Source organism: Psychrobacter sp. APC 3279 (genome assembly GCF_030407795.1).
Classification (GTDB): Bacteria; Pseudomonadota; Gammaproteobacteria; order Pseudomonadales; family Moraxellaceae; genus Psychrobacter.
Window position 1 is genome coordinate 1 of sequence record NZ_JASDCR010000008.1, and the last position, 24,201, is coordinate 24,201.

Here is a 24,201-nt window from a genome sequence, read left to right on the forward strand (position 1 = left end):
AAGAACATTTTCACCTCTATTTAAAGGAATGTGAGTGGCGTTTTAATCACAGTGACCCAAAGTCGCAATTACTACAATTAAAACAATGGGTTAAACAGGGTTTGAACTAGTTATCTAGGACAGCCCCTAACTTATTTCATTGAAAATTATCTAACTATAGATACAGACACTCCTTTAAAAATCACTTTATAGTTGACACTATCAACCTTATTCTATATAGTTGCTCCTATCAACTATATCAAAGAGTTTTTATGTCTAATAATTCATTGAGCGAAACACTACATCAATTGATGCATACCTATACTAACCTACTGCTAGAAGGTATTCGCCAGCAAGGTGTCGAGTTGTCCGTGACCAATATCAGAACCTTAAAAGGTGTCTGCTATAACCCAAACAGTACTGCGCTATCGATCTCTAAACACATGCAGCGAGACAAAGCGCAAATCACTCGTGCCTTAAATGACCTTTTGGCGGCTGAGCTAATCTTGAAGACAGATAACCCGCTTGATGGTCGCAGCCAATTACTACAGCTGACCCCTAAAGGCGAAGAAGTTATAACAAAGCTTGATGCAGCAGAAGAATGGACAAGGCAGCAATTAACGAAAGATTTAAGCCTCGTAGAGCTTGCGTTATTTTTCCGTGTCAGTCGCACCATGATAGACAACGTTAGCAGCAGCAAGACTACCGATAAATAAGTAAGGACAGATCCACATGAATAACACAATAAATCAGAAACCCGTACGCGAAATCATGACTGTTGCTCACAAGCAAATGATTACTCCGCACTACATCCGTATATACCTCACAGGCCAAGCAGATACTATTGCCAATATCGCGACCATGACAGTTGGTGCAAACAACAAAGTGCTTATCCCTGTCGATAAAGCTCAGCCAATTGACCTAAATGACAATACTACTTTCGTTATTCGCACTTATACTCATCGCGGCGTTGATGTAGCAAAACAACAGATCTGGATTGATTTTGTCGCTCATGGTGACGAAGCCCCTGCTTCAGGTTGGGCCACTCATGCTGAGGTTGGCGACGAGATTGGTATCTTAATGAAGCCTAAAACCAAAGCGCTTTGTCCTGATGCAGATGATTTTCTATTGATTGGCGATGCCACAGCGATACCAGTGCTCGGCTCAATATTAGAAAGCTTGCCTGCCAGCGCGACTGGTCAATGCATCATTGAAGTGCACGGTACAGAAGATGAGCAAGAATTGCCGACAGCAGCCAATATCACCATGACATGGTTACATAACCCAGATCCAACGCAAGGCAGTCAATTAATCGACACAGTAAAATCTCTTACTTTACCAACTGCAGAACAGAGCCGTTTTGCTTATATCGCTAGCGAATTTTCATCTGTCAAAGCCCTGCGTCATTATCTAAAGGTCGAGCAACAGTGGTCTAAGGACGAACTATATGCCTTTTCTTACTGGAAAGCAGGTGTTGCAGAAGACCAATCTGTAAGCGATCGTCAGGCAGAAAAAAATTCCGACTAACTAATCGCTCTTTATGATAGGAAAATAACTATGGCTCCAAATACTATGCCAGCAAATACCGAGACCCTGCTCATTGATGGTAATAAAAACAATGGCGCTAAGAATGATGGTGTTAAAAAAACACCGTTGCTCTACAAAGTGTTATTAATCCTTGCCTTGATGACTGTCATAGGTGGTCTCTTAACAGGTGTGATGACTTATATGAATGTCGGATATTCCGATACATTTTTTATAGACTGGTCTAGAGCGCTACTGGCAGCGTATGCGATTATGCCGATTGGCTTCTTACTGATGGGTCTGGTCACAAAATTTATTAATCATAAGCTACCTAATACCAAAGCGTACAAGCGCAATCTCATCACAGGTATATTAATGGCTTGTATAATGGAGTCTATGTTAGCCTTTAGTACTGCCTCAAAGACGATTGGTTTTGCCAATCAAACAGCATTTTTGAATGGTTGGTTAGAAGGGTTTCTAGTTGCGTTACCAGTAGGATTGACGTTAATGGTCATCGTTTCTATGACTATTAAACCAAAAATTGAGGCATTTCTAAAAAGCTAAGATATCACAACTATGCTTATTAGGCTTTTCGGTACTCTACCACGATACTAACCATATTAATAAAAAATCTTAATAAAATTGAAGAACATAAAACATGAAGGGCGTGTTGAATATTCAACACGCCCTTGTCATGTCAGAAGCTTTCTAATACTATTTTACTGCTGGTTTTGCAAAGAACTAACGTGTATTTAATAAGTCAGTCGTAACAACGTTTAGTGTTAAATTTGATTTGATACAGACTTTTTTTACCCGTCATATATTGTTACTATTCGACAATATTCCGATGACTAGACAGTACAACTGTCATAATTAATCTAGTTTTGGCTGTATACTCTACTATTATAGAAACGTATAGTCAGAATACAAACGCTAGTTATAAACAGTATCCTACTAGTAGCCATTTATTTGTATATGTTTAACACATTGGTGGTAGATAGATTCTACTCCGCTTTAGTGTTTAGACCCATAATGAGTAAGCTAAAAATCTAATGTTCCACTCTGACAGTTATTGATTATTAACTAGGTATCGATATCACAAATTTTATGAATACAGAAAACATAATATCTGCACTTAACAACCCCATGCGTCGTCAAATCATAAAGTGGTTGAAGGACAGATCGAACTTTCCAGCGTCGTTACCAGAGCACGCTAATCTGGATGGGGTATGCGTCAGCTACATCCAAGAAAAAGCTGGATTGTCGCAATCAACCATCTCAAATTATATGGGTGTGTTAAAAAAAGCAGGATTGGTTACGTCCGAACGCCACGGACAATGGACGTTTTATCAGCGTCATGAAGCTAACATCGAAGCGTTTCTCACTGAAGTTGAAAAAGAGCTGTTGAAGCTTTAAAAATTTCTCATAATCTTTAGAGCTATTTTTCTTTGTTACAAAACATCTAGATATTTCAATATAACGATTATTTATCTTCATACCGCATCATCCAAACCAGTTACTTCTTCTCTTCTAGCGACCTTTTTCCTTCTGCCGACATATTACCTTCTAAAATTTTATTCATAATAGAATATTGCCTTCTGGTCAGTCGCCAGAACAAATACCTAAATACTCATTACATTTCTATTGTCCTTAATAAGCCAATAATGAATAGTAAACTCTCTCAATAAATAGCATGTATTCTTGGTTTTAATCTGCATAAAAAAAGCCAAGATACACTCAGCTTTTCTATATTTATCAATATGACACTATTAATACGTAGCTAGTTTAATGCGCGCCTAAACTTTGCTCAGCATCTGGCTTATCATGCACACCGAAATTGTCTATCATCGCTTGGCTCGCCTCGTTCAAACCGATGAGCTCTACCTCAGTGCCTTCACGGCGAAATTTAATAATCACTTTATCTATGGCAGCGACTGCTGTCACGTCCCAAAAATACGCGCGCGACACGTCAATGACCACGTTAGAGACAGATTCTTTAATATCAAAGGAGTCAATCATACGCTCTGCTGATGAAAAAAATACTTGTCCATCAACTTGATAATAACGCGTTTGCGCTGCTTCATCCATGTGACTATGCACGCTCATATAGCGCTCAATCTTATTGGCAAAGAACAATGCTGACAGCAGCACACCAATCAATACGCCATAAGCCAAGTTATGCGTTGCGACCACCACAGCGACGGTCGTAATCATGACCACATTACTTTGCAGCGGCTTGGTTTTTAGCTCTTTAAACGAACCCCAGTTGAAAGTACCGATAGACACCATAATCATCACAGCGACCAATGCGGCCATTGGAATAATCTTTAGCCAATCGCTTAAGAACACTACCATCAATAATAAAAACACGCCTGCCACTAAAGTAGAAAGACGCGTATAGCCGCCTGATTTGACGTTGATGATCGACTGGCCAATCATCGCACAGCCTGCCATCCCGCCAAAAAAACTACTAACAACATTGGCAATACCTTGGCCTTTGCACTCTTGCGTACGGTCGCCTTTGGTATCAGTCAAATCATCTACGATCATCATGGTCATCATAGACTCAAGTAAACCAACTATCGCCAAACTGATAGAGTACGGGAAAATAATGAGCAACGTATCTAAGTTCAACGGGATATCAGGTATCAAAAACATCGGCAGAGTGTCAGGCAGCTGTCCCATATCATTGATGGTTCGAGCCTCTGCACCTAATAGGATGGCTATAGCCGTCACCAGCACAATACTAACCAATGGCGATGGAATCACTTTACCGATCTTTGGAATATATGGATAGCCATAGATAACGACGAGACCTAGCGCTACAAGACCATAAACATGTACTAGGTTTGAGCCTGCCTGCGGCAACAGCTCAGGAACCTGCGACATAAAAATCAAAATAGCCAAGGCATTGATAAAGCCGAGCACTACGGATTGCGACACATATTTCATCAGATTCCCCAGCTTTAAGAAGCCAAAGATAATCTGTATAACACCTGTCAGCACACTGGCTGCTAACAAGTACTGCAAGCCATAGTCTTTGACCAGCGTCACCATCAGTAACGCCATCGCACCAGTCGCCGCCGAAATCATCGCTGGACGACCACCGACAAACGAAATCACTACCGCGATACAAAATGAGGCATAAAGCCCTACTTGGGGATCGACACCGGCAATGATAGAAAACGCAATCGCTTCAGGGATAAGCGCCAAAGCGACGACCATGCCAGCCAAGACATCGCCGCGCGCATTGGATAGCCAATGTTCTTTAATTGTACTTAACATATGTAACTCAGTTTTGGGGAACTGCTTTAGTCTGTCAATAAACGAGGTATCTAATCATTATTTAGAAAACATCTATAATAAGAAACGTTAAAAATTTTCGCAAAACTTGTTATAAATGGCGATGCTAAAAGTTTCTTATACAGATACTTTGTTTCAAATATTCGCTATATTAGCATTATGAATTGATTGACACTAAAAAAGCCACTATCTATTTTTAGGTAGTGGCTTTTTTATTTGTGGTTAGGTTTTGATTATGAAAGATGTTAGTTCAGTGAAGCCCTAACAAAACAATCCTTAGCTTCTAGCATCTTACGCAGTCCTGCTGACTTCTCAGCGGAGGGTGGTAGCGCTTCATCCATCTGTTTGGCTAAGTCGCAGATGGGCTTTGAAGTATATAGTAGGTGCTGTGGTAGGTGGTCGTAGCTGAAGTACTGCATGATAGGTGATTGATGTTGCTGACTCATAACGGTGTCCTTTGGACGTTAGGTGTTGAGTTATGAGTGTAATGGAGCTGCTGCTCATAGGACAGCAGACCATTCTAGGAAGGGTTAAAACAACTTAAGCTGCTCACGATGTTTACGCATCTCATCAATCTTCTTTACGATTGTGCGACTGTAACCGTATGAGACGCCGTATTTAATATCGACGTCATGGAACTTCATAGTCTTTGAGTCTGCATAGATTGCCATCTGACGTGCAATTCTAAGCGGTTTGCGGCTGACATAGAACGTCTCACCAGCAAACGCGCTTGCCATTTGACAGACTATCTGGCTCACCATGTTACCCGCTTCAGACGCCTCGATATCATGTTTAACAAGCTGATCGTGCAGAACTTCGATAAAGCCTGCAAAGAACTCGCCCGCTGACGTTACATCGCTTAACTCTTTGACAGGTAGCGTGTCTGTCAATTCAAAGTTGTCTGTAGTATCAAGCTTATCAAACATATTAGTAGTCCCTTATGTACGCTAGATTGTCATTAGTTTAAATGTCGCTGTATATGGGTCTGTATCTTCTTCAGGGGCTTGATAGTCAACTGGGTTAGTATTATCAAGCGCTGTCTCATGTAGACGCCACATCACTGTAGACGTCTGGCTATCGGGATGTGTCAGCGTCATAGTTAGCTTTGGTACATCACACCAGCTACGCAATATCGTTAAGTCGTTACGCTGAACCCAAGCCCAATCGCCGCTAAGTGTGATTGGGCGTCCTGCTTTCTTTGTGCCCTGCTGAATGAACATTGAACCTGTTATTGAATACTCAGGCGCGGACTGTGCAATCTTGCTCCACTGAAACTCGTCAACCCACTGAAGATCAGTGGGTAGTGCGATGGTTTCATTGGTGTCATTGCGTTTTAATGACCAGCTCATAGTGCGTCTCTTGATGCGTTTTGGCTTATCTTGTCGATATAGCCTTGCCATTCTTTGACCTTTTCAGGGTCGTTTAATTCGTGTTCAATGCGGCTTAAAAACTCGCCTTGGCTCTCACCTGTCTTTGCGTACTTCATAGCAAAGTTGCTATCCTGGCAAAGCCTACATCCAAAGAACCTAATCTGCTTATCTGATAGCTTGTACTTCTTGCGCTCAGACTCGCTTGGTGGAGTATAACTATTTAGTACTTTCATTAAGTAGTTATGGTTCTTCAGCGGTGTAGCTAGATCGCCTTTTGCGTGGTTCTCTAGCATGATGTTAATGCCATACGCTAAGCGGTCTATGTCACAGCCTTCTAACTGCAAGTCACTGATAATCTTGGCGCGGCGACTAAGCGATAGGTTTGACTTAGCGGGCGCGAACAGTTGTGTATAGTTTAACACCAAATTTGTCAGAGGTGAGGGTACAGACAGGGCAATGCTAAAGGCCATTTCCGCGTTAGTATTATTAATATAATCACTTAAATCATGGGCTTGGTTGCAGCTGGGGCAAGTTAGTTTATTGGTCATAATATGCTTCCTAGTTAATGAGTTTACGAGATTGTGTACCATCCATCCCGTGATGCAGCTTGGCATCTTTACCAGCGACAATACCGTTGTAAAAATCATCACTTCCAGAGGCTGCTCTATTTTTTGACACTCGATCTACAGGGTTTTTAGTTCTCAAAGTTAGCTCACGGTTCATCGCATACTCAATCATTGCTATATCAGTGGTAGGCGGCACAAGCTTGCTTACTAGACGTTCAACAGTAGCAACCCAGCCCTGACAGAACGCATCCGCGCGTGCTGTTTTGTTTTTAGTCAGCCTTACTCGCTTTAGCTCTGTACGCATGTATTCAAGCCGGGCCTGCTTTAACTGGCGCGCTAAAGAGTCATAAGCGTAGCTAGCGATAGTACTGTGTATTTCTAGACCGACAAAACAAAATACAGCGGCATACTCAAGCTTGCCTTCTCCATTGCCCAGATACATCTTGCAGCCAAATAATTCCGCTATCATGTCTGCAAGATGAGCTAAATACAGCGCAGGATTGCGAGCGGTTCGTGTGCTTGAACGCTGAAACTTGATATCAGCAAGCTTCACATCATCCATGCTAATGTTATGCTGCTTCATCATGGCATGTGCTTGACGTAGTGCAGTAGCGGCCTCGTATTCATTGCTTGACTTACTTAATGCCAAGCAGCGGATAATCTTATCTAAAACACGTTTTTTATCTTGGTTACTCATATTAACCCCTTAATTACTGGCTTTAGCTTTATCACGCTCAAGTAAAAGCTCAAACTCAAGCTTAAGTACTTCAAGCAGATCATAGGGCTTGGCTTCTGGATCTATTTCACCGTCTAGCACATCCATTGAGAGCTCGACTGCTGATATAAGGGCTTTAAGGTGATGGCCGTTTAACTTTAATACAGCATAGCTCTCCTCATTTATCGACTGCAACAGTGCATCGATGAGCACTTCTACGCCGTTATGGTTTAGATCGATGCTAGTTATTTGCTCATCTTCATCTTCAGAACCGACATCTATAATATCGCTAACAGATATGCGAGTTCCCTCGGTAAGCCTATCAACGCTTATGGCCTCAACGTGATCGCCGTTAGTAATCTGATACTTATATAATTCCAACATGATTAATCCTTATTAATAGTGGTTTAGATACTGGCGAAAACGTCAGCGGTGATTTTGTCCTGGCCGATACTGGCGCAGAAGTTCATAGCACTAATGACGGCATTGTTAACGATCAATGGGTATAGCAAGCTGATAGTGTGTTTGCCGTTAGTTTGGGTGAGGCGCTCAGTGAGACCGCTCATAGCGTCTTCAGCAAATATCTTGTTATAGTCCAGTCCTGCGCGGCTAAGCTTGTGTTTGAGGTAGTCGCCAACATAAGCGTTTAGCGGTTGTAGCTCTACTTGCTCACAGCGACGCGCTACCTCACGTACATCAGCGTTACGCTCGTTAAGCTTAATCTTTAGTTCAGGCTGACCGATTAGGACGATAGCTAATAGACGACGCATACCGTCTTCTAATTCCCAAAATCGTTTTAAGTACTTGAGTACTGGCACGGTAAGATCATGCGCCTCATCGATGACCAGGCAATGCTTGTTACCAGCGCGGCTACTGTCAGTCAGTAGGCGCTTAATCTGGCGGGCTTTGGCTTCCATTGAGCGCTTTGGGTGCTCGTTGCCTTGACTGACGTCATCGATGATCGCATCGCACAAATGAGCGACGTTGAGACGAGTCTTATCAATCGCTTGTGGCTGAATGATGATGACGTTGTCCTGGTCTTGCTTGACGCCTTCGATCAGGTCACGCTTGAGCGTGGTTTTGCCTGCACCTGACTCACCAACGATGGCGATAAAGCCGCCGTGCTTGGCCGCTGAGGTCATGGTTTGGCGGATATAGCGCTGCTCGGCTGATAAATAGACATCATCACGGCTCTGGACGTCATCGATAAAGGGCGACTTGTGTAATTTGAAGGTTTGTTTGGCGGCTTGGGTCAATGCTTGCATGATGGGTAACTCCTGATTTAATTGTTTGGTTTGGTTGGTAGTGGCTGTTGCGATTGTCCAGTTGTGAATTTCCTCAACACCTAGTTTTTCTAGCGCTCGGTCAATGCTGGTATTGACCTCAGTAGTCGGTATTGAGCTTGGGTACTTACCGTGCTTAATCAGCTGGGTAAGGACGGCTGGGCTAAATCCTGCCTCGGTTGCTAGTTTGCGCTGGCTGATGCCATGCGCTTTTAGTAGATCTGATAGCTGCATAGTTAGATGACCTTCAGTTGGGGTTGATTAGGATTGAGTAATTTGTGCGCTATGGCCTCGTAGTCGCTTTCTTTGACACCGTCAGCGTACTGGGCGCGGATTTGGTCTGCCATGCCATCTATGACGCCGTGCTGCTTGACGAACCATTTGATGAAGTCTAAGACTGGCAGTATTGCTTCTTCACGCTCTACTGTGTCTGTGCTTGGGCGCTTGGGCGTGGTGACCTTTTGTAGTGCTGGCTCACCGATATCTAGTGGCTTGCCTTGGACTGGTCTATACAGCATGTTGTCTGTGTCATGCTGCTCTTTGAGATAAGTAAAGGCGTCAATCTTCCCATCAAACGCTGGGGCGCTCTTGTTATTACGGATGCGGTCAATCGTGGCCTGGTCGCGGGTGCCGTAGGCTAATTCGTCTAAGTCTTGACGGTTAATATCCGCTTGCGTCTGCTTGGCGGTATGATGATGACCATCTAGCATGGCGGTAGCTGATATAGCATCGCTGTCAAAGCCTGCGTCATCTTGCGTCAATGGTGGTATGTCATAAGTGACCATCTCACCAAAGCGGTTGGGGTGTGTGACGCGGATATTAGGGTAAGCGTAAGGGTTAACGCTGACGGTGACTTTACCGCCAATGGTGACGTTATCGACCTCAGATACGTTGTACTTTTTGCCATCCCAGCTGATGTTATAGTTGCCGCGTACCTCACGGGTCTCAGCTTTGTCCGATAGCAGCATTTTGCAGACCTCAATCGGTGGGCATACGGTCAACTGCTCAGGCTGTATGCGTCGCCAAGCTTTAAAGCGCGGCATCTTATGACGGGTGTGCGCATAACGCTCACTGCTCTGAAATGCACGCTGCCAGTACTCACAATGCAAATTAAGATCATCGATAGACTTAATCTGATGCTGACCAAGATAGAGACGGCCTTCAAAGTGACGCTCTATAATGTCGTTCGTTTTCTCTACTAAGCCTTTGGCGCGTGAGTTGCCAGCGATATGGGCTGAGTGCTTGACGCCTAGCTGATTCAGGAACGATTGAATCATGTGGCTAGTGTTGGCTGAGCCTTTATCCCAATACAGCAGCTGTGGCACGCCTTCAAACGGGTTTTTTTGCTTGTCTTTTTCGCTCATAGCCGTAACTAAGAAGTCAAACAAGGTTTCTTGGTTTTCGCCTCTGGCCATATAATATTTGCAATAAAAAGCACCGCTATAATGGTCGGCTACGACGTAGCGAAACACGCGCTCATTAGCGATTTTGTAGACGTTATCCATCTTGTTTTTGTAGAACTTATCCTTGTCCATAACGGCCATTTTGGTGCCGTCTTTGAGGTAGTACAGCACACAGATTGACGGGTCGAGCTGCCATAGCTGATTTGGGTGCTCAGTCTTGAGCTTGACGTGGGGTGTGGCTTGCTGCATGTGACGCTGTGACAGCTGATGCTCACGTAGCAGCCGCGAAACCGTACCCTCGTTATACAGCTCATTGATTGCGCCGGACTCAAAGGCAATCTCAATGGCGACCTTAATCGGCATCAGCGACTTGTGGTTGGCACGCTCAGACTGGCGGATAAGAGAGGCGATCATCTTTAGCTCATCGAGCGTGATGGCGCTGTCGCCTTTGTCGCTGCGCTGCTTGCGATCTGGGCTATAGCCTACCTTATCCAGATTGCGGTAGACCGTCATGTGAGACACGCCCAAAAACTCGCTAGCACCATCAATCAGAGCTTTACGATCACCATGCAGGGTGGCCTCTAAACGATTTTTTAGGTCACGGTAGTACGTCTCATTTTTCATGGCATGGCTCTTATAAATTTGATGAACAGTATTAGGCGCTTATTTTTTATTCTTTTTGGGCTTGGGTTTTTGGTTGTTAAATTTAATACGGTGGCGGCTGGTCAGCTCACCATCTGCCAGATACCTAACCTTCTTTGGATTGGCTTTCATCCAGCGCTCAGTTGCACGGGTTTGCTGGTGGTGATTGCACATAAAGCAGTTGCAGCGCTCTGGAGTACGCTTTAGATGTCGTAGTACTGGCATGGTATTGAATCCTTAGAAATGTGTGGAAATTTACCTTCTGCAACCATCTTTCAGAATTTAGCGTTGGCTATCTCTTCAGCGGTTTGACCTTGTAACTCAAAGTCGGTATCGTCGGTCACGTAACCTTGCTCTACTTTCCACGCCTGAAAGGTCGCTGCGTCTTGCTCAGAACTACTGACATCAACCACTTGATTGCGTGCTTCAATCTCAGCGTTGGCATCGCGCATCCATGACAGTTCATCATCGACTAAACTGACATCGCCTAGCATGTGCTGGTCAATGATAGCGTCGGCTTGGGCTTTGACCTCTAGCAGTAGATGGCCCATATTGACGCGCAGTAGCTCAGGCAGCTCGTCATCTTGCTCAATCTGCTCATAGAGGCCGCTGATATTGCCGAATAGCTGCAAGGCGTCAATCTTAAATACGTCCATTTGCGCGGCGAAGTCTTTGGCACGCTCATAGGCTGGGGCGTGTGCTCTTAGCGCTAGCTTTTCGTCTTTGATATTTAGCTCAGTGTTTTTGTCATCGATCGTTTTTTGCTTATCCGCGATGACGCGGTCTTTTGCTTTAGCTTCAGCGTTTAGGTCTTTGATTTGGCTTTCGAGCTTAGATTTATCTTTTTTGTGCTTGACGCTCATATCTTCGATAAGTTCTATCAAGCTGTCTTTATCGCCTTCTTGTATCGCCTCGCCATTGAGGATAATCTCACGATCCCCTTCAGGGATTTTGCGTAGCTTGCGTAGGTCGCGGTAGCCAATACCCATGCGCTGTGAGGTTTCCAAAAACTCTTCGCCAAACGCGGCGATATTACGGATGTCCTCGTCTACTTTTTCTCTACTATGCCCAAGGGCTTTGCAGAACTGATCCCAAGTGGTGACGTGTTGCCAGTTTCCGTCGCGGTCTAAAATCCTCAAGCCCTTGTACTCCTTGGCTTCTTTGATTTCTGCTAGCATCTTGATTTCGGTGACCGTACTCACTTTTTTGAAAAACCCAGTCGCTTTTAACGCGCCGACTTTTTCAGAGAGCAATAATTGCTCATTGGTGATAGCGTCCAGCGTAGTGTTTAGCGCTTGAGCTTTGGCAACGTCTTGTTCAAATAGCACTTCAGCATTTTTATTATCAGTACTCATAGTGGTGTCCTTTAGTTAGCGAGGCCGTAGCGGTTGGCCGTCTCGTCAAGACGACGTCTAGCGGCGTCAATATTATTCATAACTTTTATAGCTTCACGCCCCATCGCAGGAGCGATACGCCAATTCTTATCCGGTAGCTGCTCTGCCAGTCCTGCGGCCTGTAAGTTCATCAAATCCTTATAGGCTTGAGAGTTGGTCGTGTCCAACTGACTAGCGATAGCTTTTGATGAAATACCTGCTGACTCATGACCAAATAGGGCTTTGAGGGTGTTTAGCACTCGCTGCTGAGACGAGCTGACGTATTGCTGAGTATCGGTGGTCATAGCGACATCCTTAACCGTAGTAATTAAAAATATGGAGCGCACTAAGTAGTAGAGTGGCAATAAACAAGAAGAGCTTGACGTAGTCACACTTAGGGGTGATACGGTGCATCGCTTGATGACGGGCAGCGCTTCTAAATGGGTCTGACGGCTTAGCTTGGGCGTTGATCGCATTCATATCAGCGCATAGATCCTCTTCTCGCCATTCCATAGCCATGCGGGCGTTAGCAATGATGATGTCAGCGTGAATAAGCTCACGGCGAAGCTCGGTATTGTCTAAATGCAGTTGGCTTGCGCCTGTTTTGGCTGTAGCGGTCATAGTGATATCCTTAAATGATAGTTAGGTTTGATTGGCGCAGGCTCTACGCCAATCAAAGGTAGTACACTTAGGGTTTAGTGATGATTGACGCGGTCTTTTAAGGTCTTACCCGCGGTAAAGGTCGGTACGGTCTTGGCTGCTATCTCAATAGCCTCACCGGTCTTAGGATTGCGACCAGTGCGAGCACTACGCTCAGCCGTCTTAAACGTACCAAAGCCGATCAGCTGTACCTCACCGCCATCAGCCAGCTCTTGGCTGATGATGCTAGTCGTGGCATCAAGCGCCGCGCTTGCAGTGGTTTGCGTGATACCAGCGTCTTCAGCAATAGCTTTGATTAAATCTGACTTATTCATAATATTTACCTTTTAGTTTTGATTGAATGCCAGTATCCGACTGGCGACGGGTTAAAAACCTTTTAAAAACGTCTCAAGCTTGGCATCTGTCATTGCCATGAGCTGTGCGAGGCAGTGGTCATCTAAGCGAAAGTCGATACCGATACTGCGATCAGCGGCTTGCGTATTAATCACGTAGTCCTCACCGTCCCACCAGACCAGCATTTTCATTGGCTTTAAGCGATCATTTAGGGGCTTCACGGCCTTTTCTAACTTTGCGTTGAGCTTGGCACTGCGCTTCTTAAGCTTGGCAATGCTTTTGGTTTTGTCTTTTGATTGAGTAGTCATAGAACCCCCTTTATACTTTGCTAAAATCAAGCGGGATTTGGACATATTTTCCATGCTCATTGCGCTCATAGACGCGGATATACTCTTTGCTGCTGGTCACCTGCATGGCGTCTGATATGGCCTGCATGGCGTCTAGCCACTTGGGATCATCGAAGTTATGGCGGCGTAGGCCTAGGACGCGGTAAGTGCTGACCTTGCCTTCTTTGTCCACTTGAAATGCGTCATTAACCAGCGTCATAATCTTGGTGTCACTGCCAGCGCTCCAGTCGCCAATACACTCATCAATTAGGTTTTTAGCAACTTGCAAACGCTCATCAAAAACGATGGTGTCACTCACTGAGATTTGGACGCGGTATTTACCGTCAAACGATGTCAGGCTCACATTGCCTTTTTTGCCGCCGTATTCGGTGTCGTAAGCGCTTGCGGACAATTCTAAAAAGTCACGGATCAGCTCAAATAACTGGGCTTTGTTTTTTGTCATGACGCTACTTAGCGCTTTGACTCTATCGGTGATATTGATGACCGTCTCATCGCGTAGTAGGTCGATAGGTTTGATGGCATCAACAGGGATTAATCGACCTTTTTCGTCGCTCATATAGTCGATGCCTTTGATCGTGGTCTTTGGGCTACCCGCTTGCGCGTCGATCAGCGCTTGTTCGGCTTGGGCTGAATGTTCATTGGTCATGGTGATGCTCCTTGGTTGGGTATTGCTTGATAAAAGGGTAATAAAAAGGGTAATATTATTTAGAAGGAGTTGGCTTTAGACCAACAGCGACAGCAATCTCATGCGCACGGCCATAGAGACCTTTGCGCTCAGCGCTGAGAACTTTGTAAACTTCAGCGACGGGATAATCATTTTCAGCAGCCCAATCATTAATAGTTAGGCCTTGGGCATGCAGATCGTCTTTGAACTTCTTCGCTTTTTGCTCACGAGGAGTTAGTTTGGTGGTCATGATGATGTCCTCTTGATGGCATTTGTTTGGGTTAATATTCGGGGTAATAATGAGGTTATTACCTTGCTATAGGCACATCATAGGTATTCATTTGAATACTGTCAAGCAATTATTGCACTTATTTGAGTGCTTTTGAGGGAAACAATGTTTGCAGAACGATTAAAAGAAGAAAGAACACGCTTGAAAATGAGCCAAACAAACTTTGCTGAAGGCTGTGGCGTTAAGAAAAACGCGCAGATAAAATACGAAAAAAACGAGCGCAATCCTGATAGTGCCTACCTTGAAAAAGCCCACAGTATAGGGGTTGATGTTAGCTATTTAGTAACAGGCATACGCACGCCGCCTGTAGAGCTACCAAGCGATGAGGCATTGCTGTTAGATAGTTATCGGGATCTGGATGCAGACCAAAAGAAAACAGCGCTAAGGTTCTGGCTAGGAGGTATGGAGAGCATAAAAGAGCTTGCTACGCCTAATATTGAAAATAAAAACAATGATGATAATACGGGTGTGATTGCTGGTATTACGCGTGATGTCTCTATCGACAACAGCACTGATAGCTCTACTGATAACTCCAATCAGCAAGGCGTGTTTAACAGTCCTAATAGTCCGATCAACAATAGCTTTAACACTGAGAGTGGCTTTACTGAGCTACCGTTTATCTATGCCTGTGCGTTTTGTGGGTCGATGGCGTGGCTGTTAGGTGCTCTAGCGAGCTGGAAAGCGGCGACTGACATGGCGGTCAGCTTGTCATTTGGGCAGGTAGGACTAGTCTTATGGGCGATGACTATCGTACTGGCGGTATTTGGCTATTATGCAGGTAAGAAAAAGTATGATGAGGTGCAAGCTGAATTAGGCAGTCACGCATAAAAAAGCCCACTCATAAAGTAGGCTTTTTGACGTCTTAGGTACTGCTATTAGGGCTTAGGCATTGGCTTCATACAGATGCACGCTATACGGTGCTTCACCGCCTTTGCCAACTGATGCTGTGCCGACCATCTCAATAGCGTTGTAGTCATCAGAGAACCAGTCAAAGTCACCATTGACCGATAGACTAACGTTAGGTACGACCAGCTTAGCGTTTTCGCCTGTGACATCGTTCTTGCCATCGATGACGATCTTGCCGCGAAAGCTAGATACCTTAGCACCTTCGATGACAGTCTTAGTGACTTGACGGGTCTCATAACTGACAGTTAGTGCATCACCAGCCGCCGCCGCTGTACTATCTGTAATCTGTAGCAGCCCCATTTCAGGCTTTAGGTCGTATTGGTCAGGATTAACAGGGGTTACGCCGTTCATCACGGTGATCGCCTTAGACGTATCGATATCTTCGTTCGCTAGCTGATGGTAGCCGTCTAGCACTGCGATAGCTGCCTCATCGGTGACAGACTTAGTCGCTACTGTCTCTTTAGCCGATTGACCCATCATAGCCATGCCCCAAGTGCGCGGCTGGAAGGTATCAGTGCTAATAGAAAATTGCGCAGGGTTTGGGCTAGTACGACTATCTAGCGACGCGCCTGGATTGTCTTTGCGACGTGATTTGCGTACCTTTTCTTCACTCGATGAGCTGATCTTACAGCTAACAGGGTTACCAAAGAAGAAGGGCGCGGTGCCGTCATCTGGGTAAAAGTACGGTGTGCCCGTACCGATAAAGCCGTGGTCATTGTTGGTTGAGTTGTTATCCATGTGATGCCTCATTTATTTAGTGGGTTTGGGGTTGTCGGTTAAGGTTTTGGCCGTATGCGCGTGACGGGGATTTCAAACGCTATTGGGTAATAGGCCCAGCCACCAGGGCGGTAAAATGCTTCAGGTGGGTTTTCGCTGAGCGTGAACGGCTTGCCAGTGCTAGGGCTTGCGTAGTCGCCATCGATGACCCAGCCATGAATATAAAACTCAAGCATGGCCTTGACTGCGCCTGCGTCATCCATACCGTGACAGTCATTGGCGCGGTCTGGGCGGTTATTGCGCCAAGCCAGTGTCACGGTGTAAGTCTCGACCGACTTGATGCTGTTTGCGCCTTGCGTGCTGATATTGCGCGACTTGTCATAAGTAACGTAGACGTAGCCGTGATTGTGATAGCCGCTACTCAGCACGTCCGATAAGTCTTGCGCTTGTGCGACGCCGCGTATGCCAACGTCAGCGCCTTGCGCGGCGAGCTTCTCCAGATGCGCAGTTAGCGCCTTACGCGGGGCAAATAAATCAGTAGCCATTGAGCGTGTCCTCGCTAAATACTAAGTCAGTGCTAGCCGTCTCAGCGCCTAAGCTTGGCGCTTGCACAGGAGCGTCAGGCTTGTTAGTTGGGATCTTGCCAGTCGCGATTTTGTCAAACCACGCTACCCATCGATCCGCTTGGCGCTTAATCTGAGAGTCATCCGCTAGCGACTCAAATAGCCGCGCCATTGCCAAGTCCATATTGATCGTGGTCAATGTGGCCGCTGGTAGCGTGATATCACCACATAGCGCTAGTAAGCCGTTAATCTCGCTAGCGCTATTGCTGATGACTTGCTCAACGCGGTCTTTGACTTGCTGCAAGCTCACCGCTTTATCGGGTGTGGCCACGCCCGTCTGGAAGTACTCCAAAACTTCTTCAGCCGTCGGCACTTGACCATAATCGGCGCTTGCTATTTGTGATAACAAACGCGCTTGATTGGCATAGGCGATTAGATCGATGGGCGTGCAGTAGACTGGGTTCATTTTGCTGCTACCAGTACGCCAGCATCGACCAAGTCTTCAGCGTCATACTCATCAAGCTTGATCTTATCGCCTGCTTGGTAACGCTTGCCGTCGTGATGTAGCAACCACTGTACGTGGTAGGTGTCAGTGTCGTCGGCTTCGGCTTCGGCTTGCGCGTCAGCGTCTGCCTTGGCTTGAGCTTCTTGCTCAGCTTTGGCTTTAGCGTCTGCTTCAGCTTGTTCGGCTTTAGCTTGAGCCTCCTGTTCAGCCTTAGCCTTAGCGTCTGCTTCAGCTTGTTCGGCTTTGGCTTGGGCTTCCTTTTCGGCCTTTGCTTTAGCGTCAGCGTCTGCCTTGGCTTTGGCGTCGGCTTCAGCTTGAGCAGCTTTGGCCGCTTCTGCTTTTTCGGCATCAAGCTTGGCTTGTTCGGCTTTGGCTTGGGCTTCCTTTTCGGCCTTTGCTTTAGCGTCAGCGTCTGCCTTGGCTTTGGCGTCGGCTTCAGCTTGAGCAGCTTTGGCCGCTTCTGCTTTTTCGGCATCAAGCTTGGCTTGTTCGGCTTTGGCTTGGGCTTCCTTTTCGGCCTTTGCTTTAGCGTCAGCGTCTGCCTTGGCTTTGGCGTCGGCTTCAGCTTGAGCAGCTTTGGCCGCTTCTGCTTTTTCGGCATCAAGCTTGGCTTGTTCGGCTTTGGTAGGTGCTTTTTTGGCACTCATAGTGATGTCCTTTTGACTTAGAATTTGTATTTTCTACCACATGAAATAGAGACAAGACGCGCTTGTCTCTAGGTCTTAATGCTGCGAGCTTTAGCCGCTGGTATTCATGAATAAGAAGCCTGCGCCGCTATCGGTGATGATTGCTTTGTCGCGCATTAACACAGGGTTATGCCAGCTGCGGTCAGAGTTGTCGAAATACTCTTTTTCAACGACTGGATAGCCCTTGTGTACGTAGTTATAGCCGTATGAGCGCACCTCTTTAGCCTGCATGGCCTTAGGCGGTACATACGCTAAGATACTGTTATCCTGCCAAAGATCGACAAAGTCACTGTTCTCGTCCGGCGCAGTAATAGCACGTCCGATAACCACTTTTTCGATGCCGAAATAATCAGCCAGCATATCGGTATTGATACTGCCTTTACCGCTGTATTTGAATTGCTCTTTAATAGCAGCGTTGCGGCGCATGGAATCAAAGCCGACCGCATCCAAGTGGAATACGTTTGGATAGCGTCCGGTTTTGCTGCGAATAGTTGACTTGGCATCATTGACCTGCTCAAGTAAGTCAGCAGTAGGATCACTCCATAGCGATGAGCCAGACAACGTAGCCTTATTCGTTGCCGCATAGTTATTGGCATCATTAGCCAGCGAGGCTTTGTCATACTCACTCTCAAGCAACATCAAGCGATATACGGTATTAACCGAACGCGCCTTAACTGCGATATTGTTTTTGCTAGCAATCTCAATAAATTCTTGCGGGCTTAATGCTTCGAGCAAGCGATCATTGAGCACGTAAGTATCGCTAGAATACGTGATACCGACGCCGCGTACAGATTCGCCAGGGGCGCGTTTGGTATTGATGACCACGTAGGCCTCTTTGCCAAACATAATGATTTTGCCGCCCATATTATCGACTTCGACATCTGGGAATAGATGGTGGCCGCTAAACTCTTGATCCATGTCATAGCCCATGACCACTTTGGTTAAGACCTTATCGGTCACCGCTTTGTTTGTTAATACACTCATATTGTTACCTATTTAGTTATGTTGGTTTGGCTCAAAAGCTGAGGCGTGAGCGTGGGTTGCTTACTTTAAAAGCAGCTCAGCGCTATTGACGCTAGGCACTTCACTGACGGTGGCAAATACTGGGTCAGCAGTGACGGCCTTGACGGGTTCGCCTGCTACTGCCTTGATGCCGTCGCCTAATGCCAATGTGCCATCTTGCGTCACATGAATCAGACCGATGCACATAATGGCGGCAAGGTCACCTGCACTGCCGTCGTACATCGCAACACCCGCAGGCTCTTTGCCTACTGTGCCCGTGGTGGCCAGATGACCGCTGAAGCTGACGATATGACCTTTTTTGACATTTTCGCTCAGCGTGACTTTTTTACTTAGTGTGTTGTGCTGTGCCATGATTGATAATCCTTGTGTGGGTTACGTTTCTTGTTGGCGCTGTTAGTTGGGCGCTTAACAGTCTTATTCTGAGAAGGCGATAGCGGCCTCGGCGTAGCTGATGCCTTTAGCTTCAGCAAAGTCTGTGATTTGCTTATCAAGCTCATCATCAGTGACTTTAGGATAAATACCATGCTCAGGCTTATTGGCGTTATTTGGATCATCAGCGCTATGCTCGCTAAAGTCGATAGTCGCTTCTAAGCGGCCCAATACGCCTTTGAGCACATCAACTGAGGTCTTTTTATTGACTGTGCCATTTTCTGCAAAGTCAAAAGTCTTATCAGCGCTGTCCAAGTCCATCATGACGCTAACAACAGCGTCCTTTTCAGCGGGGACTATCTGACCTTTTTTGATAAGCGTGTCCGCAAACTCGCTAAAGTCAGCTTCTTTGATGTCTTGTTCACGCTTGGCAAAGGCAGCTTCACGCGCGGCAATGGCGGCTTCTTTGGCAGCAAGCGCCTTTTCTTTTTCATCCAAAGCGGCTTGTTGTTCAGTGTGCTTAGTATCTTCAGTAGCAGGATTAGCGCCGTTGTTAGTAGGGTCTTTCTCATCTTGGTTTCCCATTGGATTGTCCTTTTGGTTTGGGTCATGATTGGTTGAGGGGTTAAACTCGGTAAATTCGTAAGTAGGTAAATCATCCACATCACTAAAGTCAGTAAAGTCCTTTAGACCTTTGACCGCTGGCGGTTGTGCACCCAAAAAACCCACATGACGCAAGTAAGGCGTGCCGGGAGTTGGGTTGCTAGGATGATTTGGCGGGTAAAAACTGGCTGAGCGCTTCTTAAAGCGCCCATCTTGGATAAGCTGGGCAAACTGGGGCTCGACTTGGCTAAAATTGGCGTATAGCACACCGTCACCGTCATCGAATGACAGTGACTCAGCCCACGCATAGGCGGGGTGGTTGTCTTTTGGGTGACCGATGACCGCTGGGGCTTCGTGCGTATCAGGCGTGTAATTGTCCGCTACACTCTTTAGCATGGCGGCGCTGGCGGTCATGGGCTGACCGTTGGTCGCGGTGTGAGTGCCGACTTTAAAGATGGCAATGCGCTTCATAATAAAAAATCCAGTTATTAGGCTAATAACTGGATTATAAGTAGTGAGAATATAAGTCTAAAAAAGACTGGTTTTTTAAAAGCTTAGTTATCCTTGGCAGCCCAGCGCAGGTTACCTGCTACGCGGCGCGTCCAACCACGGCCAAAGGTCAAAAAGGTACGCAAGCGAGCGTAGAACTCCAGACGCTCAGCATTAAAGCGTAAGATGACGTCGTTTTTATCCATGCCATTTGTCGCGCCTAAAGTATTGGGCCCAATAACACCATCATCAGAGGTCTTTACAGCACGCTGTAGCATCTTAATCGCGTTGCGGTTGCCGTGATTGTACGCCGCGTCCATGACTTGCCATGCGACTGATTTATCTAGCTTATCGCCTTGGATGACGTCCCAGTAGAGCTTTTCGGCGATGTTGCGAGCCGTGGATCGTGGTAGCTTTCGCATACTGCCATTATAACCGTATTGACGAGCCACGCGCTTAGTCACGCCCCATTTGGTTTCACCGCCGGGGTCATTGGGGTGATTGACGTAACCACCTTCATGATCCATGAGTCGATCAAACAGCGGATCAAAAGTAGTGGGAACGATAGTAGCTAACGCTGACATCATCGCAAACTTGTGGAATTTTTTCATAGTACTGTCCTTTTGGGTTTGATTTTGGCTTAACGCGCTAAAATGCGATTTAAGCGGTTTTGGGTTGTTTTGTGCGTCAATATACTGTTTTGACTTTTACGCGCCATTTAGAGTGTTTATAAACACGCATAAACACTATTTAGCCCTGCTTGGCTAGCCACACCTCATAGGCGTCTGCTATTTCCTCGGCGATGATGGCGCGATCAGCGGCATTGATGCCGATAAACTTACGTGACGGGATGCCATCGCGGCCATAATGTTGACTAGCCGCTTGGATAGCATTACTGCCAAACTTGACGCCGTAATCAGTCGCTTGATGGGTGAGCGTGTCGAGCATCTTGCCTGTGTACTGCAAGATGTCTTGATAGTTTGCGTCCTCTTTCTTCTTGGCTTCATATTTTGCATTGAGCGGCGTCCAAGCGTTGCCGTCTGGGTCAATCTGCTGCTTATAGCGCTTGCGGTGAATAACTTGCAGCTGTTCACCGATAGCGTTAAATACTGACTTATCCAAAAACGCTAACGACTGCACACTGCTTAGCACATCAACGACGTCTTGTATTCTTAGCTCAGCTACGTGTATTTGAGTCATGATGTCACCTCACCATAGAGCACTTGCGCGGCTTTGATAGCAGCGGCGTTATATGGTTTAGCGCTACTGATGACGTTATCGATAACGCTAATGACGGCTTTACCTTTACCTTTGCCCATATCAACCACATACAGCAGCGCTGGGTTATCTTGGGTGGTATCGAGTAGCACCGCTTCAGGGCTTATCAGATAGTCAGCTATGTTTTGCAAAAAGCTCTTGGGTAGTGCGCGGCTGTCTTTAATGAGCTTTAGTACATCAGTATCACGTAGCGTAATGATGGCGCTAGTAGGCGTAAGGTCTTGCTCTATGAGTGCACTGACGACATCGTTTGGTAATGCACCGATAGACTTGCTGACGCCCCTTGCAAGCTGCTCATCAGCCACGGTATCGACCATTGCTTTGACCTCAGCGTTAAGCAGTGCGCGCACCTCGGCGACTTGTAAGACGTTGCCGACCATATTGGCGGCAAGGTCTGGCGGTACGGCGATGGCCTTATCCAGTAGCAACTTAGACGGCATATCGACGCGGTTAGTACCAGGTATCCGATCAAAGCCGTAGTCGATGCCTTCAGGCAAAGTAACTAGCTTTGGATTGCCGCTGCGCTTGCCTAATACCTTAGTCACATATTCAATTTTGGGACTGGTACCGACGCTCAGACCTTCACGCTTTAATGAGCGCTCACTATGGGCGATGACGCTACAGTGACAGCCGTAAGCATTAATCGGATAGTGTGACGTCCAAAAAGGATCATCAGCTGGTAGTACTAAATCATCCCAGCTTTGATGTAGTGGGCGTGGGTTTTTTTGCCCATCACGATGCACGTACTGCAAGTAAGGGCGGTAGTCCTTCATGCTTTGGTGTTGCTCATAGCGACCCGCGTTATAGCTTGAGTACAGATTGGTATCGTAGATGATACGAGAGCGCCAGCGGCGACCACCGTTATAGTCCCAACCAAACTTAGCAACGATGTCATCAAAGTCTTTACGGAACTCATCAAGCGTCGTGCCGTCAATAATCGCCTTGTCTATCGCTTGTCTAAAATCCGCTAAGATGTCATTGCGATTAGCACCAGCCACCACAAAAGCATAGTCATGCTCTTTGCCTTCCAAATCCAAATAGCTGTCAGTGGGCAGATTGAGCTTGTTTTTAAAAAACTCAATCTGCTCAGCAAATGGCAGACGAAACGTCTCTTTGTACTTAGGCGTCGTCATTGTCATCACCTGCCTCATCAATGACGCTTTGCATACCGGCTAATTTAGCGCTGATATTGGCTTGCTCAAATACGCGCGCATAGTCTGCAAAGCTGATAGACGTGGCAAGCTTGTTTAGCTCATCACGTAGCGCCTTTAAGCTGCCTGCCTTATCAAGGGCTTGATTAATCTGGTCTATCCAGCCGCCTGCGATAGGGTCAATCTCATCGCTTAATTGTTCAATGACTTCATCCATTGATAACGGCTCATCGCCTTCGGCAAAGCTGGCGGCATCGTCTTGGCTGATGGGCTGACCATTAGGGACAGGCTCCCACGTGCCGCCAAATGTCGCTTCGACGGTTTCAAGGGTTGGACGGTAGCCCACATTTGCCATATTGCGCCATGCTTGCGTCTGCTTAAGCTCATCAGCTTCAGACTTAGTCAGTAGCCATAGTTTAGGTGGGTTCGCATTAGGAAAGTTCCACTCAGTCAGCCATTTGATAACCGTATTGTTAAATGAGCTACAGATTAGATCAGCGTCGGCTTTGACGATATCTTCTTTGACTTGATTTTGTACCTCTGCTTTGTACTGGCCACCAACCGCTTGAGAGGTCATGACCTGACCTAAGATGACCAGCGCGATGGCCTCATCCATATAGCGACATAAAGTTTCGTAGTCATCAGTGCCAGCCACGCCCTTTAATAGCTCAACCGTCGTGCCTTGTGCTGTGGCAATTGCTGACCCATTCTTGATGCCGATGCCTGCTTGTAATGCTTTAGCGCGCTCAGCATTAGGGTCTTTAGCGCGTGGGTCATACTGCACATGCGGTACAGTAGTGGCGGCTTTCTCAAGCCCCAATAACCAAAATTTGATATTGGACTTTTTAAACAGTACTGCCCAAAACAGATAATGCGCCAGTCCCAAGCCATACGGGTTGTCAGTCGTATCACCGCCTGCTGAGTATGTCCAAAACTTACCATCTGGCATCTTGCGCTCAGTATCATCAGCGGTAAATAGCAGCTGCTTGTCTTTATCAAACTTAAAGTTCCCGCGATCCCGTACTAAGATATTATCGATGACGACTTTACCATCAATGACATCCCACATGACCTCGCTGACTGCATAGCCATAGTAGACGCCCCATTGCATCGCTTTGAGTATCTTGTCAAAGCAGAGGTTATCTAGTTGCGCTTTGATAAACTCAGCGGCCTCAACGTCAGCCGGATTGTCTGCATCAGCTGGCACGACTTGGCGCTCCATCTGTATCAGTCCAGATTGGCGCTGGGTCCATGTGCCGCTGACAGTCGTATCAGTCAATAGATTGCGATAGCCGTTAATCTCGCCTGACAGCTTATTGGTCAAGATGTCATCAATGACAGCCAGCTCAGTTAAATTGCTCTCGACCGCGACTTCTGTGCTGTATGCGTTGGGCGCAGGGATTGGCTGCTTGCTTTTACGTTTTTTACTCATTTGAATATCTCGGCGGTGATCTTATGAG

33 protein-coding genes and 1 pseudogene are annotated in these 24,201 nt (G+C 46.4%); 6 read left to right on the top strand and 28 right to left on the bottom strand.

All coding sequences use genetic code 11. The features are described 5' to 3' along the window. From QL898_RS05375 to QL898_RS05395, 5 genes and pseudogenes are all read left to right on the top strand, one after another. A pseudogene (locus QL898_RS05375) lies at window positions 1–110 on the top strand (IS1595 family transposase); the annotation flags it as partial. 141 nt (window positions 111–251) lie between these two features. Next, a complete protein-coding gene (locus QL898_RS05380; protein ID WP_290176065.1) occupies window positions 252–695 on the top strand; it encodes a winged helix DNA-binding protein in 444 nt (147 codons plus the stop codon). A gap of 16 nt (window positions 696–711) precedes the next feature. Beyond that, window positions 712–1,506: a siderophore-interacting protein gene (locus tag QL898_RS05385; protein WP_290176066.1), complete on the top strand. Its 795-nt coding sequence runs from the start codon at window positions 712–714 to the stop codon at window positions 1,504–1,506. Between the two features lie 30 nt (window positions 1,507–1,536). Further along, window positions 1,537–2,067: a DUF2798 domain-containing protein gene (locus QL898_RS05390; protein WP_290176067.1), complete on the top strand. Its 531-nt coding sequence runs from the start codon at window positions 1,537–1,539 to the stop codon at window positions 2,065–2,067. Window positions 2,068–2,610: 543 nt separating this feature from the next. Continuing rightward, window positions 2,611–2,919: a metalloregulator ArsR/SmtB family transcription factor gene (locus QL898_RS05395; RefSeq protein WP_290176068.1), complete on the top strand. Its 309-nt coding sequence runs from the start codon at window positions 2,611–2,613 to the stop codon at window positions 2,917–2,919. Between the two features lie 369 nt (window positions 2,920–3,288). Here the strand turns inward: QL898_RS05395 and QL898_RS05400 are convergent, their stop codons facing one another. From QL898_RS05400 to QL898_RS05480, 17 genes are all read right to left on the bottom strand, one after another. Next, a complete protein-coding gene (locus tag QL898_RS05400; RefSeq protein WP_290176069.1) occupies window positions 3,289–4,788 on the bottom strand; it encodes a SulP family inorganic anion transporter in 1,500 nt (499 codons plus the stop codon). Window positions 4,789–5,051: 263 nt separating this feature from the next. Beyond that, the gene (locus tag QL898_RS05405) at window positions 5,052–5,252 is read right to left on the bottom strand and encodes a hypothetical protein (protein ID WP_290176070.1); all 201 of its coding nucleotides are present in this window, start codon (window positions 5,250–5,252) and stop codon (window positions 5,052–5,054) included. Window positions 5,253–5,336: 84 nt separating this feature from the next. Continuing rightward, window positions 5,337–5,732, bottom strand: coding sequence for a Mor transcription activator family protein (locus QL898_RS05410; RefSeq protein WP_290176071.1), 396 nt, complete (start codon window positions 5,730–5,732; stop codon window positions 5,337–5,339). Between the two features lie 21 nt (window positions 5,733–5,753). After that, complete coding sequence (locus QL898_RS05415) at window positions 5,754–6,155, bottom strand: hypothetical protein (protein WP_290176072.1); 402 nt, start codon at window positions 6,153–6,155, stop codon at window positions 5,754–5,756. After that, on the bottom strand, window positions 6,152–6,724 hold the full coding sequence (locus QL898_RS05420; RefSeq protein WP_290176073.1) for a hypothetical protein: 573 nt from the start codon (window positions 6,722–6,724) through the stop codon (window positions 6,152–6,154). Before QL898_RS05420 ends, QL898_RS05415 begins: the two co-directional genes overlap by 4 nt. 10 nt (window positions 6,725–6,734) lie before the next feature. Beyond that, window positions 6,735–7,439 (bottom strand): DUF2786 domain-containing protein, encoded by a 705-nt coding sequence (locus QL898_RS05425; RefSeq protein ID WP_290176074.1) that lies wholly within the window; start codon window positions 7,437–7,439, stop codon window positions 6,735–6,737. Between the two features lie 9 nt (window positions 7,440–7,448). Beyond that, window positions 7,449–7,841 (bottom strand): hypothetical protein, encoded by a 393-nt coding sequence (locus tag QL898_RS05430; protein ID WP_290176075.1) that lies wholly within the window; start codon window positions 7,839–7,841, stop codon window positions 7,449–7,451. Between the two features lie 23 nt (window positions 7,842–7,864). Continuing rightward, entirely contained in the window at window positions 7,865–8,974 is a 1,110-nt protein-coding gene (locus QL898_RS05435) for an AAA family ATPase (protein ID WP_290176077.1), read from the bottom strand. 2 nt (window positions 8,975–8,976) lie between these two features. Beyond that, window positions 8,977–10,767 carry a transposase family protein gene (locus tag QL898_RS05440; RefSeq protein ID WP_290176078.1) on the bottom strand — a complete coding sequence of 597 codons (1,791 nt, stop codon included), beginning with the start codon at window positions 10,765–10,767 and terminating at the stop codon, window positions 8,977–8,979. 39 nt (window positions 10,768–10,806) lie between these two features. Next, on the bottom strand, window positions 10,807–11,010 hold the full coding sequence (locus QL898_RS05445) for a hypothetical protein (protein ID WP_290176079.1): 204 nt from the start codon (window positions 11,008–11,010) through the stop codon (window positions 10,807–10,809). Window positions 11,011–11,060: 50 nt separating this feature from the next. Beyond that, on the bottom strand, window positions 11,061–12,140 hold the full coding sequence (locus QL898_RS05450) for a hypothetical protein (protein ID WP_290176080.1): 1,080 nt from the start codon (window positions 12,138–12,140) through the stop codon (window positions 11,061–11,063). 11 nt (window positions 12,141–12,151) lie between these two features. Next, window positions 12,152–12,463, bottom strand: a complete 312-nt coding sequence (locus QL898_RS05455; protein ID WP_290176081.1) for a hypothetical protein — start codon at window positions 12,461–12,463, stop codon at window positions 12,152–12,154. A 10-nt stretch (window positions 12,464–12,473) separates the two neighbouring features. Then, entirely contained in the window at window positions 12,474–12,779 is a 306-nt protein-coding gene (locus QL898_RS05460) for a hypothetical protein (protein ID WP_290176082.1), read from the bottom strand. 74 nt (window positions 12,780–12,853) lie between these two features. Next, a complete protein-coding gene (locus QL898_RS05465) occupies window positions 12,854–13,132 on the bottom strand; it encodes an HU family DNA-binding protein (RefSeq protein ID WP_290176083.1) in 279 nt (92 codons plus the stop codon). A gap of 51 nt (window positions 13,133–13,183) precedes the next feature. Beyond that, on the bottom strand, window positions 13,184–13,459 hold the full coding sequence (locus QL898_RS05470) for a hypothetical protein (RefSeq protein WP_290176084.1): 276 nt from the start codon (window positions 13,457–13,459) through the stop codon (window positions 13,184–13,186). A 10-nt stretch (window positions 13,460–13,469) separates the two neighbouring features. Beyond that, window positions 13,470–14,144, bottom strand: coding sequence for a DUF3164 family protein (locus QL898_RS05475; RefSeq protein WP_290176085.1), 675 nt, complete (start codon window positions 14,142–14,144; stop codon window positions 13,470–13,472). Between the two features lie 55 nt (window positions 14,145–14,199). Beyond that, on the bottom strand, window positions 14,200–14,412 hold the full coding sequence (locus QL898_RS05480; protein ID WP_290176086.1) for a DNA-binding protein: 213 nt from the start codon (window positions 14,410–14,412) through the stop codon (window positions 14,200–14,202). Between the two features lie 186 nt (window positions 14,413–14,598). Between QL898_RS05480 and QL898_RS05485 the strand changes: the two genes are divergently transcribed. Next, window positions 14,599–15,279 carry a helix-turn-helix transcriptional regulator gene (locus QL898_RS05485; protein ID WP_290176087.1) on the top strand — a complete coding sequence of 227 codons (681 nt, stop codon included), beginning with the start codon at window positions 14,599–14,601 and terminating at the stop codon, window positions 15,277–15,279. A 54-nt stretch (window positions 15,280–15,333) separates the two neighbouring features. On the opposite strand, the gene QL898_RS05490 is transcribed toward QL898_RS05485, so the two are convergent. The 11 genes from QL898_RS05490 to QL898_RS05540 form a co-directional block, all read right to left on the bottom strand. Next, complete coding sequence (locus QL898_RS05490; RefSeq protein ID WP_290176088.1) at window positions 15,334–16,095, bottom strand: hypothetical protein; 762 nt, start codon at window positions 16,093–16,095, stop codon at window positions 15,334–15,336. 38 nt (window positions 16,096–16,133) lie between these two features. After that, entirely contained in the window at window positions 16,134–16,619 is a 486-nt protein-coding gene (locus tag QL898_RS05495; protein WP_290176089.1) for a hypothetical protein, read from the bottom strand. Further along, a complete protein-coding gene (locus QL898_RS05500) occupies window positions 16,609–17,103 on the bottom strand; it encodes a phage protein Gp36 family protein (RefSeq protein WP_290176090.1) in 495 nt (164 codons plus the stop codon). Before QL898_RS05500 ends, QL898_RS05495 begins: the two co-directional genes overlap by 11 nt. Further along, the gene (locus tag QL898_RS05505; RefSeq protein WP_290176091.1) at window positions 17,100–17,789 is read right to left on the bottom strand and encodes a hypothetical protein; all 690 of its coding nucleotides are present in this window, start codon (window positions 17,787–17,789) and stop codon (window positions 17,100–17,102) included. The genes QL898_RS05500 and QL898_RS05505 overlap by 4 nt, the downstream gene beginning before the upstream one ends. A 90-nt stretch (window positions 17,790–17,879) precedes the next feature. Beyond that, a complete protein-coding gene (locus tag QL898_RS05510) occupies window positions 17,880–18,812 on the bottom strand; it encodes a major capsid protein (protein ID WP_290176092.1) in 933 nt (310 codons plus the stop codon). A 60-nt stretch (window positions 18,813–18,872) separates the two neighbouring features. Continuing rightward, entirely contained in the window at window positions 18,873–19,202 is a 330-nt protein-coding gene (locus QL898_RS05515) for a hypothetical protein (RefSeq protein ID WP_290176093.1), read from the bottom strand. A gap of 63 nt (window positions 19,203–19,265) precedes the next feature. Further along, the gene (locus tag QL898_RS05520; protein WP_290176094.1) at window positions 19,266–20,294 is read right to left on the bottom strand and encodes a hypothetical protein; all 1,029 of its coding nucleotides are present in this window, start codon (window positions 20,292–20,294) and stop codon (window positions 19,266–19,268) included. Window positions 20,295–20,377: 83 nt separating this feature from the next. Then, the gene (locus QL898_RS05525; protein WP_290176095.1) at window positions 20,378–20,923 is read right to left on the bottom strand and encodes a glycosyl hydrolase 108 family protein; all 546 of its coding nucleotides are present in this window, start codon (window positions 20,921–20,923) and stop codon (window positions 20,378–20,380) included. A gap of 139 nt (window positions 20,924–21,062) precedes the next feature. Beyond that, window positions 21,063–21,512, bottom strand: coding sequence for a phage virion morphogenesis protein (locus QL898_RS05530; protein ID WP_290176096.1), 450 nt, complete (start codon window positions 21,510–21,512; stop codon window positions 21,063–21,065). Beyond that, a complete protein-coding gene (locus QL898_RS05535; RefSeq protein ID WP_290176097.1) occupies window positions 21,509–22,723 on the bottom strand; it encodes a phage minor head protein in 1,215 nt (404 codons plus the stop codon). Before QL898_RS05535 ends, QL898_RS05530 begins: the two co-directional genes overlap by 4 nt. Further along, the gene (locus tag QL898_RS05540; protein WP_290176098.1) at window positions 22,710–24,173 is read right to left on the bottom strand and encodes a DUF935 family protein; all 1,464 of its coding nucleotides are present in this window, start codon (window positions 24,171–24,173) and stop codon (window positions 22,710–22,712) included. Before QL898_RS05540 ends, QL898_RS05535 begins: the two co-directional genes overlap by 14 nt. Between the last annotated feature and the right edge of the window lie 28 nt (window positions 24,174–24,201).